This window comes from Planococcus chinensis (genome assembly GCF_042681545.1).
Classification (GTDB): Bacteria; Bacillota; Bacilli; order Bacillales_A; family Planococcaceae; genus Planococcus; species Planococcus chinensis.
On the sequence record NZ_JBHUFW010000004.1, the window covers coordinates 643383 to 658352 of the forward strand.

General features: G+C 50.0%; 18 protein-coding genes. 15 read left to right on the forward strand and 3 right to left on the reverse strand.

Translation table 11 applies throughout. The features are described 5' to 3' along the window. Positions 1–57: 57 nt before the first annotated feature. A complete protein-coding gene (locus ACFSDB_RS05470) occupies positions 58–975 on the reverse strand; it encodes a glycerophosphodiester phosphodiesterase (protein ID WP_204892593.1) in 918 nt (305 codons plus the stop codon). A gap of 207 nt (positions 976–1182) precedes the next feature. Between ACFSDB_RS05470 and ACFSDB_RS05475 the strand changes: the two genes are divergently transcribed. Further along, on the forward strand, positions 1183–1455 hold the full coding sequence (locus ACFSDB_RS05475; RefSeq protein WP_204892592.1) for a YlbG family protein: 273 nt from the start codon (positions 1183–1185) through the stop codon (positions 1453–1455). Here the strand turns inward: ACFSDB_RS05475 and ACFSDB_RS05480 are convergent, their stop codons facing one another. Continuing rightward, on the reverse strand, positions 1456–1836 hold the full coding sequence (locus tag ACFSDB_RS05480) for a DUF7147 family protein (protein ID WP_204892591.1): 381 nt from the start codon (positions 1834–1836) through the stop codon (positions 1456–1458). It lies immediately after the preceding gene. 82 nt (positions 1837–1918) lie between these two features. On the opposite strand from ACFSDB_RS05480, the gene rsmD reads away from it, so the two are divergent. The 3 genes from rsmD to ACFSDB_RS05495 are packed head-to-tail and all read left to right on the forward strand — an operon-like array spanning position 1919 to position 4044. Next, on the forward strand, positions 1919–2494 hold the full coding sequence (rsmD, locus tag ACFSDB_RS05485) for a 16S rRNA (guanine(966)-N(2))-methyltransferase RsmD (RefSeq protein WP_204892590.1): 576 nt from the start codon (positions 1919–1921) through the stop codon (positions 2492–2494). Then, a complete protein-coding gene (gene coaD, locus ACFSDB_RS05490) occupies positions 2487–2966 on the forward strand; it encodes a pantetheine-phosphate adenylyltransferase (RefSeq protein WP_204892589.1) in 480 nt (159 codons plus the stop codon). Before rsmD ends, coaD begins: the two co-directional genes overlap by 8 nt. Before the next feature lie 52 nt (positions 2967–3018). Next, the gene (locus ACFSDB_RS05495; RefSeq protein ID WP_204892588.1) at positions 3019–4044 is read left to right on the forward strand and encodes a SepM family pheromone-processing serine protease; all 1026 of its coding nucleotides are present in this window, start codon (positions 3019–3021) and stop codon (positions 4042–4044) included. On the opposite strand, the gene ACFSDB_RS05500 is transcribed toward ACFSDB_RS05495, so the two are convergent. Then, positions 4032–5231, reverse strand: a complete 1200-nt coding sequence (locus tag ACFSDB_RS05500; RefSeq protein WP_204892587.1) for a nucleotidyltransferase — start codon at positions 5229–5231, stop codon at positions 4032–4034. The genes ACFSDB_RS05495 and ACFSDB_RS05500 overlap by 13 nt on opposite strands. 127 nt (positions 5232–5358) lie before the next feature. On the opposite strand from ACFSDB_RS05500, the gene ACFSDB_RS05505 reads away from it, so the two are divergent. The 11 genes from ACFSDB_RS05505 (at position 5359) to rsmH (ending at position 14931) form a co-directional block, all read left to right on the forward strand. Further along, on the forward strand, positions 5359–5892 hold the full coding sequence (locus ACFSDB_RS05505) for a YceD family protein (protein WP_204892586.1): 534 nt from the start codon (positions 5359–5361) through the stop codon (positions 5890–5892). Positions 5893–5916: 24 nt separating this feature from the next. Then, on the forward strand, positions 5917–6093 hold the full coding sequence (gene rpmF, locus ACFSDB_RS05510; RefSeq protein ID WP_204892585.1) for a 50S ribosomal protein L32: 177 nt from the start codon (positions 5917–5919) through the stop codon (positions 6091–6093). 85 nt (positions 6094–6178) lie between these two features. Further along, positions 6179–6931 carry an enoyl-CoA hydratase/isomerase family protein gene (locus tag ACFSDB_RS05515; protein ID WP_204892584.1) on the forward strand — a complete coding sequence of 251 codons (753 nt, stop codon included), beginning with the start codon at positions 6179–6181 and terminating at the stop codon, positions 6929–6931. Between the two features lie 244 nt (positions 6932–7175). Further along, positions 7176–8525 (forward strand): acetyl-CoA carboxylase biotin carboxylase subunit, encoded by a 1350-nt coding sequence (locus ACFSDB_RS05520; protein WP_204892583.1) that lies wholly within the window; start codon positions 7176–7178, stop codon positions 8523–8525. Further along, positions 8522–8737: a biotin/lipoyl-containing protein gene (locus ACFSDB_RS05525; protein WP_204892582.1), complete on the forward strand. Its 216-nt coding sequence runs from the start codon at positions 8522–8524 to the stop codon at positions 8735–8737. The genes ACFSDB_RS05520 and ACFSDB_RS05525 overlap by 4 nt, the downstream gene beginning before the upstream one ends. 29 nt (positions 8738–8766) lie before the next feature. Further along, complete coding sequence (locus ACFSDB_RS05530) at positions 8767–10317, forward strand: acyl-CoA carboxylase subunit beta (RefSeq protein ID WP_204892581.1); 1551 nt, start codon at positions 8767–8769, stop codon at positions 10315–10317. A gap of 81 nt (positions 10318–10398) precedes the next feature. Next, positions 10399–11256 (forward strand): ketopantoate reductase family protein, encoded by an 858-nt coding sequence (locus ACFSDB_RS05535; RefSeq protein WP_204892580.1) that lies wholly within the window; start codon positions 10399–10401, stop codon positions 11254–11256. A 3-nt stretch (positions 11257–11259) separates the two neighbouring features. Continuing rightward, positions 11260–11643 carry a DUF3397 family protein gene (locus tag ACFSDB_RS05540; protein WP_204892579.1) on the forward strand — a complete coding sequence of 128 codons (384 nt, stop codon included), beginning with the start codon at positions 11260–11262 and terminating at the stop codon, positions 11641–11643. A 118-nt stretch (positions 11644–11761) separates the two neighbouring features. Then, a complete protein-coding gene (bshC, locus tag ACFSDB_RS05545) occupies positions 11762–13378 on the forward strand; it encodes a bacillithiol biosynthesis cysteine-adding enzyme BshC (protein ID WP_204892578.1) in 1617 nt (538 codons plus the stop codon). Positions 13379–13526: 148 nt separating this feature from the next. After that, positions 13527–13958, forward strand: coding sequence for a division/cell wall cluster transcriptional repressor MraZ (mraZ, locus tag ACFSDB_RS05550; protein ID WP_204892703.1), 432 nt, complete (start codon positions 13527–13529; stop codon positions 13956–13958). Positions 13959–13980: 22 nt separating this feature from the next. Further along, positions 13981–14931 carry a 16S rRNA (cytosine(1402)-N(4))-methyltransferase RsmH gene (gene rsmH, locus ACFSDB_RS05555; RefSeq protein ID WP_204892577.1) on the forward strand — a complete coding sequence of 317 codons (951 nt, stop codon included), beginning with the start codon at positions 13981–13983 and terminating at the stop codon, positions 14929–14931. The last annotated feature ends 39 nt before the right edge of the window (positions 14932–14970 follow it).

Below are 14970 nucleotides of genomic sequence, written 5' to 3' on the forward strand. Positions count from 1 at the left end.
CTCATGCAAAAAGATGATCAATGTAAAAAATGTGCAACGGCAACGTTGCACATTTTTTTATTGGTTTTTTTCTTGGAATTCCTTTACAGCATCCATTGCGATGTCCGGCCGGTCGGTGATGATGCCTTTAGCGCCGGCAAGGAGCAGGGCTTCGATTTCCTGGGCTGCATCGATCGTCCAGTAATGGACAGGGATATTCAAGTTTGCCAAAAATGCGATAAACCGGGGCTGGTCCAGACGGAACATGGAAGAGCGCACCGGAATCTGGAAAACATCGCTTCTCGGCTTGTAAAGATGGCCGAACTGGCTATTGAAAGCAGTGAAGGCTTTCCTCACTTCGTTCTCGCCCGCCCCGATCGCAATACGATTTTGTGCATACAGATTGAAGCGGTCGATCTGTTCATCATAGAAACTTGTCACAACGACCCGTGAATGGACGTCGAGTGAATCGATCAGCCGCCAGAGTTTTGACGGCATCAAGCTGCCCTCATATGCTTCAGGAGAATCTTTGATATCGATATTGATGTGCATCTCAGGAAATTCTTCAAGCAATTCCTTCAATGTCACCACGCCTTCGCCTTTGCCGCGGTAGGAATGCTTGCCGTCGGCTGCCAGGAAGTGATACCCCAGATCCAGTTTCCGCAACTCCTCCAGCGTGTATTCCGCCACTCTGCCCGCCCCGTCTGTGGTGCGGTCAAGGTATTCATCGTGGAAGACAATGATTTCTTCATCTTTCGTCAAGCGGATATCGATTTCAAAACCTTGTACGCCGAAGCCGGCAGAGTTTTTAAAAGCAGCCATCGTGTTCTCCGGGGCGATGGCGCTTCCTCCCCTATGTGCCAATACGATTGGCGACTCATAGCTGAGGATTTCTTTTTTTGGCCGTGCCTGCGGGTTTGCCAGAGCTTTAGAGCCTGCCCAAGCGGCAGCGCCGACAGCAACGGCCGCAAAGCCTATTTTCGTCTTTTTGCCCATGTTGATTTGTGCCCCCCTTGAAAATTCAACTAAAGCCATTATAGCGAATTCCGGCTATGAGTGTTAGTTTTACGTGCGGAAATACCTATCGTGCCCAAAGGGCAGGGGTTCGACGAAGCGGCCGGCGCCTTATCCCGGACGGATTTCCTCAGTTGCGGCCCGTTTCTTTCCTATGGTATTGTAGAAGTTAAGAAAAGAGGGATGATTATGCATGATCGCCAAGGCCTCATCGTCTACGTGCATCACTTGAAACAAGCCAAATCGCTGCGCAAATATGGCCATGTCCATTACATTTCGCGCAAGCTTAAATATGCAGTTCTCTACATGGACCAGGATGTTATTGAAACGACCAAGGCGAAACTACTGAAGCTGCCCTATGTCAAGCAAGTGCTGGAATCGCAGCGGCCGTTTCTGAAAACCGAGTATGAAAACGCAAAACCGGATAAAGCCAAAGAATACGATTACAAAATCGGCCTTTGATCATTGCATCGGCGGAATAAAGTGGTTCAGGCGAAGGATGGCAATCAGGTGGCTGAAGTAGAACCGTTTTTCAGCAAAATGCGAAGAATGCTTCACATCCATTTTGATCGGGGTGTGGCCAAGCTTCTTCACGGCTTCTTCGAAAATCCCCAGCCGTTTGGAGTTTTCCGGAATGCCTTCCCTGCATATGTAGATCGGCATAAAGCCGCCTTCGGAAGCGGGCTCGAATGCAGCAGCGACGGACAAGGTCGGAATGCCCTCCTTGGTCGGTGAAGCAAAAATAAACCCATGCTTGAATCGATGGGGATTTGTCGAGATCAGTTCACGAAGTTCATAAAGATCTCCGTAGCCTTCTCCTATTTCGATAAAACGCTGTATCATAAATCCACGTCCTTTCCAGATTTCATTTTACCATTAAAGAAAGTCCATTTCACAAGAAAATCAGTTTATAAGAGGCGATAAAATGCGTGTTGTAGCAGGTTCCGTCAAAGGGCTGCCGCTAAAGGCAGTCCCGGGCACATCCACAAGGCCCACGACAGACAAAGTGAAAGAATCCATTTTCAATATGATCGGCCCGTTTTTTGACGGCGGATATGCCCTTGATCTGTTTGCAGGGAGCGGCGGCCTCGGCATTGAAGCGCTGAGCCGCGGCATCGACCGGGCCATTTTTACCGACAAAGACCGGAAAGCCATAGAGACCATCCATGCAAACCTGGAGAAGACCAGGCTTTCAGGCCAGGCGGAAGTGTTCAAAGCTGACGCTGAACGGGCGCTGAAAGCGATGCAGAAAAACGGCGTCCAAGCCCGCCTTCTATTCCTGGACCCTCCTTATCATATGGAAAAGGCATACGGGTTGATGGACAAGGCAGCAGAGCTTGGCATTATGACGGATGATTCGATCGTCGTCTGCGAACATGACAGAGATGTCGAGCTCAGCAGCCGCACAAAATATTACGAGCGTTTTAAGAAGGAATTATACGGTAGCACCATCATTTCAATTTATCGCTTTAAAGGGGAAGAGGGAGAAGATTTTGAGTAAAATTGCAGTTGTGCCAGGAAGTTTCGACCCGATTACAATGGGGCATTTGGATATCATCAAACGGGCTTCGACGATTTTTGATGAAGTCAAAGTGGTGGTATTGAACAACTCCTCCAAAAATCCGCTGTTCACCGTCGAAGAACGGATGGGCTTGATTTCCGAAGTCACGGAATCCATTCCGAATGTCGATGTGGACACGTTCAGTGGGCTGCTGATCGACTATTCGGTTGAAGTCAAAGCGAATGCTATCATCCGGGGGCTGCGCGCCGTATCGGATTTTGAATACGAGATGCAGATTACATCGATGAACCGTTTTTTGAATGAGAACATTGAAACGCTCTTCATGATTTCAAACAACCAGTATTCGTTCCTCAGCTCAAGCATCGTCAAGGAAGTTGCGAAATATGGAGGCCGTATAACGGGCCTGGTGCCGCCTGCAGTTGAAGAAGCATTAAAGTCGAAGTACAAGTAAGCCACGGGTTTCGTGGCTTTTTATCATTTTGCCGAAGGAAGGGGAGCATCCAATGAAAAAGAAAAAAACGGTTTTTTTTGCGGCTGTGGTAGCTTCAGCTGTTCTGTTGTCATCTTATCCCCTGGATTCCTATATAACACGTCCGGGAGGCGCTTATGAACTTGGTCCCCTTGTGGAAGTGGCCGGCGGAGACGAAGATGACCAGGGGGAACTGAGCCTGATGACGGTGTCAATGCTTGGCGCCACACCGGCGCTCTATGTCATGGCAAAATTCAGGGATGGCTATAAAGTCCTTCCGGCGGACCAGGTCCGGAGTCCGCATGAAAGCGACGAAGAATACAATATCCGCCAACTGAAAATGATGAGCGACTCGCAGGTCAATGCCTTGCAGGTGGCGTTCGACCAAGCCGGAAAGCCTTATGAAATCAGCAATAACGGCGTCTATGTCATGAATGTCCTTGAAGGCGGAGCTGCGGAAGGTGTATTGGCTGCAGGCGACCGCGTGCTGTCAGTGGATGAACAGGAGTTCACAACCCAAGACCAATTCGTCGACTATCTGGCCGGCAAGGATGAAGGGGAAGCGGTGGACGTGCGCTTCAAGCGCGGAGAGCGGGAAATCAGCGATGTGATCGAACTCGCACCGCTGCCGACAGCGCCGGAGCGGATTGGGCTCGGCATCTCGTTTGTCGAGAACAAGACCATCCAAACCACTCCCGAAGTTAAAATCGATTCGGAAGAAATCGGCGGTCCGTCTGCCGGGCTGATGTTCACGTTGGAGATCCTCAACCAATTGCTTGATGAGGACATTACCAAAGGCTATGATATTGCAGGCACAGGGACGATGGCCGCGGACGGCAAAGTCGGCCGGATCGGCGGCATCGATCAGAAAGTGATGGCTGCGGACAATGAAGGCATTGAGATCTTTTTTGCTCCCGACGATGAAACGGAAGGTGTGGAGGAGACGAATTACGACGTCGCCAAAAAAACGGCAGAAAAAATAGGCACCGACATGAAAGTGGTGCCTGTCAAAACGATTGATGATGCCCTGGCATATTTGAACGGTCTTCAGCCGAAATAGCAGGGCGGGGTGGTGAATTCTTTTTTCATGTCGCCTGAACCCATCCCGAGCCCGTACATGAAACTTGCATGGATATCGACTTCTCCCATCGGGTCCGCCAAATCGGCGGCCCGGCTGATGAGGGGAAGGGCGATATTCTTTTTTTTCTGGTTCAAATAATTTTTCCCGGTTTCCGACATGCCGAGAAGCCGCAGGTAGGACGGCTCCTCGAACGAGCGCAGCTGTTCCCACGTGAAGCCGGTATAGATGTGCGTCAGCATCCGCTGCAGCCGGGTGCGGGTAAAGCGTTTGGATTTGATGCGGCGGATGAACCCGTCAAACTCCGTTTCTTTTTTGGCCGCTTCGTAGATCAGGTGTTCAATGCCTTCCGTGACTTCCGAAAACCGGCTGAGGTTTTTGGGCTTCTCGCGCAAGATGCTGTAGCGGAGCAAGGGGTAGAACCGTTCCCAGCTGCCGAATGCTCCGTATTCCGCATGGAACGCTCGGAGTACCCCGAGGGAAGGCGCCGGCAGAAATGCGGACACTTCTTCGATCGATCCTTCTTCAAAAAAAGCTTTGCGGATGCCGGTGGCGCTGGCAATCGATGAATTCCGGTCGACCGGATCGTGATAGCCCGCAGAAATGCGCTGGATGGTCAGCGGCTTCATGGCAGACCCTCTTTTTTCTGCCGCTTCTACGTAGTGGAAACCAAGAATATTGTTGGGCTGTGTCAGATCGGCAAAACCCGATTCGGAACCGGTAAGTTCCATATAGGCTTTATTCAGCGCCTTGGGGTAGCTGATGCCGGTTTGGACAGCTTCGTGGATAGACGCTTCATAGGCCGCCCGGTGCTCTCTGAGAAGGCTGTAGGAGGCGTGGAAAGGGTCGATGCTTCCTTGCTCGCTGCCGAAGCAGAAAGACTCGCAGCCGGCGGCATCCAGCAGTGCGATGGCCCCTTTCGCGAAATCCGAGGCCTGCGCTGTCGCATAAACATAGGGCAGCTCGAAGACAAGGTCGATGCCATTGGCGAGCGCCATTTGAGTGCGTGCCCATTTATCCGCAAATGCCGGCTCGCCGCGCTGAAGGAATTGTCCGCTCATCACGGCGATTACGGCATCCGCACCTGAAACTTCTTTTGCCTGCCTCGCATGGTGCAGGTGGCCGTTATGGAATGGATTGTATTCGACAACGATGCCTGTAGCTTTCATTTGATCCGCCCCTTTGTTAAACTTACAATACAGTATACCGATGATGGGTTTGCCCTGACAAGATTTTATCTTGACATCCTTTTCTGTGCATTATATAATCAACTTTGTTGTCTTAGAGGTGATACTTATGAAAATGGCGATTCAACAGCTTCAAAAGCATCGCAAAGACGGGATGCCAATTGACCAGACTGTTCGATTGGAGGATGTGAAAAAGCGCAATAGCGATATTCGCGATATTTCACCCATCCGCGTTACAGGACATTGCACAATTGGTTCGCAACAAATCACGTGCAGGCTCCATCTCGAAGGCATGCTCATTTTGCCTTGTGCACGAACTTGGGAAGACGTTGAATTCCCTGTGGACATCGATTCGGTGGAAATATTCTCATGGTCTGAAAAAGACCGGGGAAGCAAGGATGATAATGTTCATTTTGTAGATGCTGAAACGATTGATCTTCAGCCTGTACTCGAAGAACTTATTTTGCTTGAGATACCGATACAGGTCTTCAAGGAAGATGCAGACGAAGCCGTTATCAAAGGCGGCAAAGACTGGTCGTATTCGACAGATGAGCAAGTGGAGGCCGAGAAAGCTGAAGCACCACCAAAACCGGATCCAAGACTTGCTGATTTAGCAAAGTATTTTGATCAGTCAGATGAATAGAATCATTGTAAGGAGGTGTCACCAATGGCTGTACCAGCTAGAAGAACGTCCAAAACCGTTAAAAGAAAACGCCGTACACATTTCAAATTGTCAGTGCCGGGCATGGTAACTTGCCCAAGCTGTGGCGAATCGAAATTGGCTCACCACGTCTGCAAAGCATGTGGATCATACAAAGGGAAAGAAGTAGTAGCAAGCAAATAAAACAGTATTTGCTGCTGAAAGGCTATTGAGAGGCCATGGCTCTCGATAGCCTTTTTCTCTATCCAAAAATGAGGAGTGGTGGGACATGTCGTATAAAATCGAAGTGGCGGATGCGGTCCTGACTTTTACGATCGACCGGCCCGAAATCCGAAATGCCATCAACACCGAGGTCATGGAAGGGCTCGAAAAAATGGTGGCGCAAGTACATAATTCAGAAATCCAGTTTGTCGTCATTACAGCAGCCGGCACGCAGGCTTTCTGTTCAGGCGGCGATCTCTCTGTGTTCCATGAGTTGAGGACAGAAGAGCAGGCATACGGCATGCTGAAGCGCATGAGCGATGTCCTGTATGCCATCAAGACCTTGCCGGTTCCTGTAATAGCCATCGTCAATGGTGCAGCAGTCGGCGGCGGCTGCGAGATTGCGACCGCGTGCGATTTCCGGCTGGTCCGTGAACATGCAAAATGTGGATTTATTCAAGGGACTTTGGCGATTACAAGTGGCTGGGGAGGCGGAACGTATCTTTTTGAAACGCTTGCCCATGACCGTGCACTGATGATGCTAGGGCAGGCCCGTGCGTTCGGTTCAAGCGAACTCGAAAAGATCGGCTGGGCCACCAAAATCATACGCGAGGATGCAGATATCGCCGATTTCCTGGAATCGCTGAAGAAAATCCGTCCGGAAGTCCATCGGGCCTATAAAGAGATAGCCATCCGCAAATGGACTGCTGCTGATTTAAGAGGCCGCGTTGACCAGGAAGTCCGCCGCTGCGCAGAACTGTGGGAAAAAGACGCCCACCATGAAGAAGTGGACCGCTTCCTGGCGAAAACGAAAAAGTGAATGAAAAAAGGCTTCCGGTTTGGAAGCCTTTTTATTATGATTTGAAGTTCCGCCAGTGTGACTATTTTTTGCATGCGCAGGTAACCCGGACTGTGCAGGGAATTTATAGGTGCGGCTAACGGCATGCCCATCTTCATGCTTTCCGAAAGCAGCTAAAATATAAAATTTTCCGCCAATAGTTGAAATCGCTTACAAAATTCGTATATGCTATAGAAGGGAGAAAAACATTGGGGGTATTTCTAATATGAAAAAGATCCTAATTGCGAACCGGGGCGAAATTGCACGGCGGATTATCCGCACATGCGAACGGCTCGGGATTGAAACTGTTGCTATCCACTCTGAGGCTGATGGGGATCTGCCTTACGTCAGTGAAGCGACCGAAGCTGTATTGATCGGACCGAATCCGGTCGTGCAGTCGTATCTGCAAGCAGACAAGATTATTGAAGCCGCAAAAACGCATAACGCCGAAGCGATTCATCCTGGCTATGGGTTGTTGTCGGAAAACGGGGACTTTGCCCGCAAAGTGGCAGAAGCTGGCCTGATCTTTATCGGACCTTCTGCAGCAATCATCGAAAAGATGGGCGATAAGCTCGAATCCCGCCAAACCATGGCCAAAGCAGGCGTCCCTGTGGTGCCTGGAACGGTCGATGGGGTAGCTACGATTGAAGAAGCCCTTGAAGAAGCAGGCAAGATCGGCTATCCGCTAATGCTTAAAGCAAGCGCTGGCGGCGGCGGAATCGGAATGGTGCGCTGTGATAATGAGCAAGCGCTCAGTCAGCAGTTCGCTTCCGTCAAAAACCGCGCCAAGGCCTATTTCGGCGATGATGTCGTTTACCTGGAGAAATTCATCGCGGATTCGCGCCACATCGAAGTCCAGATTTTCGGCGATGCGCACGGCAACATCGTTCATTTGTTCGAACGCAATTGTTCGGTGCAGCGCCGCAACCAGAAAGTGATTGAAGAATCGCCGTCTCCGGATCTGCCGGAAGACGTGCGCCAACGGTTATGCGACGCGGCGGTCAAAGCGGCAAAAGCTGTCGACTACACGAACGCCGGAACTGTTGAATTTATCGTAGACCAAAACAATGAATTTTATTTCCTTGAAATGAACACTCGCCTTCAAGTGGAGCATCCGGTCACGGAAGAAGTGACGGGGTTCGATTTGGTGGAATGGCAGCTCGATGTGGCGACTGGCGGAACTCTGCCCTCCCAGGACAGCATCCGTTCAACGGGCCATTCCATCGAATACCGCATCTATGCGGAAGACCCGAAAACGTTCTTCCCGTCACCGGGCTTGCTGCAGACGGTCGAGTGGGGGCCGGGCGCGCGCATTGAAACCGGCTATGAACAAGGCAACACCGTTACGCCGTTCTATGATCCGATGATTTCTAAAGTGATCATAACCGGCGCGGACCGGGCAGAAGCCTTGCGCAAGTCGCAAGCATTTTTCGATCAAACGGAAATAATCGGGGTGAAAACAAATCTTCCGCTGTACAAAGAATTTATCGGTTCGGAAGAATTTGTCTCCGGCGAATACGCAACGTCCGTATTGCCGGAATGGATGGTTAAAATAAAGGAGGAACAAGGATCATGAAAGAATTGAAAGCGTCAATGGCAGGAACAGTATTAAGCATATTGGTATCCGAAGGGGATGCAGTCACACCGGGGCAGGCGGTCATCATGCTCGAGTCGATGAAGATGGAAATTCCGGTCGAATCGGAAACAGCAGGAAGCGTCGAGAAGATCCACGTTGAAGTGGGAAGCTTCGTCAACGAAGAAGAAACACTGATCACATTAGCAGAATAAGGATTGTTTACACAAAGGGGGCGTCATAGATGACAAAAACGAGTGAAACGACCGGCTATAACGAACGCTTGGAACAAAAACTCGCGTCGATTTTCGCAGGGGGTCATCCGAAATACCACGAAAAAATGAAGGAAAGCAATAAACTCTTTGTACGGGACCGGCTGAAGCTCCTGTTCGACGATGAAAATTACGTCGAAGACGGCAGATTCGCCAATGTCGAAGCAGGCGATCTGCCGGCAGACGGCGTGGTAACGGCCATCGGAAAAGTGAACGGGGAAACCGTTTGCGTCATGGCGAACGATTCCACAGTAAAAGCCGGTTCCTGGGGTTCGCGGACGGTCGAGAAAATCATCCGCATCCAGGAAACTGCTGAAAAGATGCAGGTTCCAATGCTTTACCTGGTCGATTCGGCAGGGGCGCGCATTACGGACCAGCTGGATATGTTTCCTAACCGTAGGGGTGCGGGCAGGATTTTCCACAACCAGGTGAGAATGTCCGGAATGGTGCCGCAGATCTGCGTGCTGTTCGGCCCTTCTGCTGCCGGTGGTGCCTACATACCGGCATTCTGTGACATCGTCATTATGGTCGACGGCAACGCATCGATGTATCTAGGGTCTCCGCGGATGGCTGAAAAAGTCATCGGCGAAAAAGTGACGCTTGAAGAAATGGGCGGCGCACGCATGCATTGTTCAGTGAGCGGCGTCGGCGACGTATTGGCTGCAAGTGAGGAAGAAGCGATTTCAGAAGCCCGCCGTTATTTGGAATTCTTCCCGGCGAACTTTGCCATCAAGCCGGAACGGATCGAAGCGAAAGCTGCAAAAGCCGGACGGACGCTCGAACAGATCATTCCGGAAAACCAGAATGCGCCGTTCGATATGTATGAATTGATTGACCAGCTAGTGGATGAAGGCAGCTTTTTCGACATAAAGAAATTGTTCGCCGGCGAATTGATTACCGGCATTGCCCGCATCGACGGCCAAGTAGTCGGCATTTTGGCGAACCAGCCGAAAGTTAAAGGAGGCGTCCTGTTCGGCGATTCAGCCGATAAAGGCGCAAAATTCATCAACCTCTGCGACGCGTTCTCCATTCCGCTCTTGTTCCTTGCAGATGTGCCAGGATTCATGATCGGGACGAAAGTGGAGCGTGCAGGCATCATCCGCCACGGAGCGAAATTCATCGCGGCGATGAGCTCGGCGACCGTTCCGAAGATTTCGGTTATCGTCCGGAAGGCTTATGGCGCCGGATTGTATGCTATGGCCGGCCCGGCATTCGAGCCGGACGTCTGCATCGCGCTTCCGACTGCGCAAATTGCGGTAATGGGGCCTGAAGCAGCCGTCAATGCGGTTTATTCGAACAAAATCGAAGCCATCGAAGATCCGAAAGAGCGCATCAAATACGTTCAGGAGAAACACCGCGAATACAAGGAAGAAATCGATATCTATAAATTGGCATCCGAATTGATCGTCGATGAGATCGTGGCGCCGCATCAATTGCGCGGAGTCCTTTCCCAGCGATTGGCATTTTATGAAACAAAAGAAATGCCTTTGCCGTATCGAAAACATGCCGTTTATCCTGTATAATAAAATAAACCTGGAAGCCTGCCTGCAAAGGTGGGCTTCTTTTTTGGAAGCAAGGGACCATTTTCGCTAAGGGGTGATTGTATGGAGTTTGCTGTTATTGGCGCCGGAGCGGTGGGCATGCTGATGGCTTGCCTGTTGAAAGACGCCGGAGCCGATGTAAAGGTGGTAGCGCACAGCAAAGAACAGGCTGATTTGATCAATGAGCAGGGAATCAAGAAAGATAGGGCGTTTTACATGGTGGAAGCGCAAACCGGCTTAGAAGGAATTCCCGAGGATGCCATTCTTTTGCTGGCTGTGAAGTACGATGCATTGGAGGAGCTGCTCGCTGCACTGAACGTACATTGTTCGAAGAATCCGATTGTCTTCCTGCAGAATGGCATGATGCACCTCGATTACTTGAAAGGGATGCCTCAGCCCAATATCGCTGCCGGCAGTGTCGAACATGGCGTCCTCAAAACCGGGGCCAATGAAATCCGCCATACGGGGGACGGTGTGGTGAAGTTCGCGCTGTTAAGGGGTGAAGAGCGGTTTTTCCTTCCCCTGCTGCAGCTTCGCGCCCTGAAAAGTGAATGGCACGACGATGCGGACAGGATGCTGTTCAGGAAAGTGCTGCTGAACAGCATTATCAATCCGTTGACTGCGTTGATGGGCATCAAGAACGGCGAACTTCTGGTGAACCCTTCAGCCTATGAATTATTGAAAGACCTCTATACGGAACTATACCGGGCATTCCCGGAAATCGAGGACCTGCTGCCGTTTGAAGAAGTGACTGCTCTTTGCGCTTCCACAGCGGAAAATACTTCCTCGATGCTTAGCGACAGGCTTGAAGGGCGGAAAATGGAGCTGGATACCATCGTGCTGTATACATTGCAGCGCGCGCCTGCCGAATTGCCGCTGTTAAAGGCGTTCTACCATATTCTGAAATCAGCCGAGGTTTAAGCCATGGACATCCTATATGCCGTCGGAGCGCTGCTGCTTGCGGCGCCTGCACTTTTATTCATTATCATCATTCTGCTTGCAAGGAAGCGGTTGGGGTACCGGTCAATCGGCGTTGCCGCCGATTGGACCACCTTGCTGCTGTTCTTTTCCGTTCCATCTGCAGCGGCTGCGATCTGGAATTATGAAGCTTCGATGGCCACTTATTCCGGTGCCCTGGTCATTGCCATCCTCATGCTGGTCGCCGAATGGAAACAATCGAAAGAAATTGAGATTCCGAGGTTGACCCGCAAAACATGGCGCGTTTACTTTCTGGTTTTGAGCCTCGCCCATTTTCTCATTTGCACCGCGGGGCTCCTCTTTACATTCATTAAATTCTTCAATTCCTGAGCTTATAAAGGGGAAAGGCGGCCAGTTGCCGACAGCCTTTATAAGCGTATTTTTTTTCAATGGAGTCCGTGTTTGATATAGTAGATTTGAATGTAAACGGAAAAGGGGACAAATCTGCATGAAAATCACGGAACACTATATAGAACCATCGAGCAGACTGATGGAAGACTACATAAACGGGCGGCCGGAAATCCAGCGGTTCTTTTCATACAATCCGGAAGCCGGCAGCTTCAGCACGCGGCTGGAAAAATTAAAAGAACATCCGGTAAGACGCGGGGAACTCGCTGGCATCATTCGGTCCTACATGGAACCGCGCGGCCTTTCTGAAAAAGCGCGCCAGCATCTGGCCGATTTTGAAGGGGGGGCACACGTCGTTGTCACCGGCCAGCAAGCAGGGCTTTTGACGGGACCGCTTTATACAATCCATAAAGCCATTTCGGTGATTGTCCTGGCCAAAAAAGCTTCTGAACAATTGAATACGAAGATTGTCCCTGTTTTTTGGATTGCGGGAGAAGACCACGATCTGGCTGAAATCAGCCATTTGTACCGGGACGTCAATGGCCGGCTGGACAAACTGAACATTCCCCATACAGAGTACGGAAAAAATTCTGCCTCTACAGCTGCCCTCAACAAATCGACCATCAAATCTTATTTGACGGAGTATTTCCGGAGCATGCCGGAGACGGCCTATTCCAAAGAGCTGCACGGATTGGCTTTCGCTTTCTTGGACAAAGCGGACACGTTCACGGACTTTTTCGCATCATTCCTGAATCATTTTTTCCAGGAAGAAGGGCTGCTGTATATCGACGCAGCCGATCCAGGGCTTCGGCGCTATGAGTCCGCTTATTTCCAGGAGATGATCGAAAAAGCGGAAGCCATCGCACAATCGGTTTATGAAACCGAAGCGGAATTGTCCCCTTCCTATAACGCAGTGATCGGTGCAGAACAAGAGGCAGCCAACCTGTTCATCACGGTGCACAACGAACGCATTCTCCTGTCACGGGAAGGGGGGCGCTTTGTTGGAAAAGGCACTGATATTTCCTATTCACGAGAAGAATTGCTGGATATTGCCAGCACAAACCCAGAGCTGCTGAGCAACAATGTTGTGACGCGCCCCTTGATGCAGGAAATGGTTTTCCCGGTCCTCGCCTTTGTCGGAGGACCTGGTGAAGTGGCCTACTGGGCGGCGCTGAAAGGTGCTTTCGAGGTGATGGGCATGGAGATGCCCGTTGTCATGCCGCGGCTCAACATCACTTTGGTGAACCGGCACGTCCAAAGCTTGCTTTATAAATACGGCCTGACCGTTCCGCAAGTGATCAGCGAACGGAAAGTCGCCCAAATGCGCTTGGCATTGATGGATTCCATCCGCGAAAAAGAAGCCGAAGCGCTCGTCGAACGGACCAAAGAAGGGCTGGTTGCCGCGTATAAGGAAATCGAAGAAGCGTTTACGTCAATAAGTGGGGGACTCACCCCGCTTGTCGAAAAGAACCTCGGAATCCATTTGAAGCAGCTGAACTTCTTGAAAAACAAACTGGAAGATGAAGTGATTCTTCAGAACAGCACCCAATTTGCGCATTTTGATCTTTTGGAAATGGAACTGTTGCCGAACGAAGGCTTCCAGGAGAGAGTATTCAGCCCGTTCCCGTATCTGAATGAGTACGGCCCTGACCTTGTCCGGCGCTTGCTGGCACTCGAATTGGACTATAACAAAAATCACAAAATCGTAAGCCTATAAACCGGAAAAGTCTGCCTTGGCAGGCTTTTTTTTGTTTCAAGAAGTTCTATTGGGATGTTTTTCTGTAACATACGTGAAATATTTCAAAAACAAGTGGTGGGAAGTGGGGGATTGTGGTACATTAAAATCAATAAGTGGGGTGACGGGCATGTTCATGGGAGAATATCAACATAGCGTTGACGCAAAGGGACGTTTAATCGTGCCTGCGAAATTTCGTGAACTGCTCGGGGAAAATTTTGTGATAACCCGAGGCCTGGATCAATGCTTATTTGGCTACACGATGGAAGAATGGCGAAAGATCGAGGACAAATTGAAAGAACTGCCGGTTACTAAGAAAGATGCGCGTGCATTCACCCGTTTTTTCTTCTCGGGAGCTTCCGAAGTCGAACTCGATAAACAAGGCCGCGTAAATATACCATCCACTTTAATATCATATGCAAAACTGACAAAAGAATGCGTTATTCTCGGTGTCTCAAATAGATTTGAAATTTGGTCTAAAGATGCATGGGAAGAGTATTTCACAACATCTGAGGATTCATTCAATGATATTGCGGAGAATTTAGCGGACTTTGATTTCTAAAAACCGAAACGGGGGAAATGGATTGTTCAATCACACCACGGTTCTGCTGCACGAGACTGTTGATGGGCTGAACATTCGTCCTGACGGCATCTATGTAGATTGTACGCTCGGCGGTGCTGGCCATAGCGAGTATCTGGTGAAACAATTGTCTGATGAAGGCCATTTGTTTTGTTTTGACCAGGATATGAGCGCAATTGACCATGCGAAAGAACAGCTGAAAGACTATTTGCACAGAATCACATTCATCCATGCGAATTTTAAATTCATCAAAGAAGAACTGGAACAGCGCGGAATCGAAAAAGTAGACGGCATCCTGTATGACTTGGGAGTTTCATCGCCGCAGCTGGACACGCCGGAACGCGGCTTCAGCTATCACCACGATGCCCCCCTCGACATGAGAATGGACCAGACAGCAGAATTAAGTGCTTATGAAGTTGTCAATGAATGGCCGTTCGAAGATTTGGTCAGGATTTTCTACCGCTACGGCGAAGAGAAATTCTCCAAACAGATTGCCAGAAAAATCGAGGCTGCACGCGAAAAAGCGCCGATTGAAACAACCGGGCAATTGGTGGATTGCATCAAAGACGGCATTCCGGCTTTTGCAAGGCGCAAAGGCGGACATCCGGCAAAACGGGTATTTCAGGCAATCCGCATTGCAGTAAATGATGAACTTGGAGCAGCTGAAACTTCATTGCAAGATGCCATCGACCTGTTGGCAGTCGGCGGAAGAATCAGCGTCATCACTTTCCATTCATTGGAAGATAGGCTATGCAAGACGATTTTCAAGGAAGCGTCATCATTGCCTGAGCTGCCGCATAATATGCCAGTCATTCCGGCTGGAATGGAACCGGTACTCAAACTCGTAACAAGAAAACCCATTCTTCCATCACCAGAAGAACTTGAAGTCAACAACCGTTCGCGTTCAGCGAAACTGAGAATTGCAGAAAAACTTAGAGAAAAACAGAAAAACTAAAAGCAAATTAGAGAGAATTTTAGAGAATAGGACGTGTTC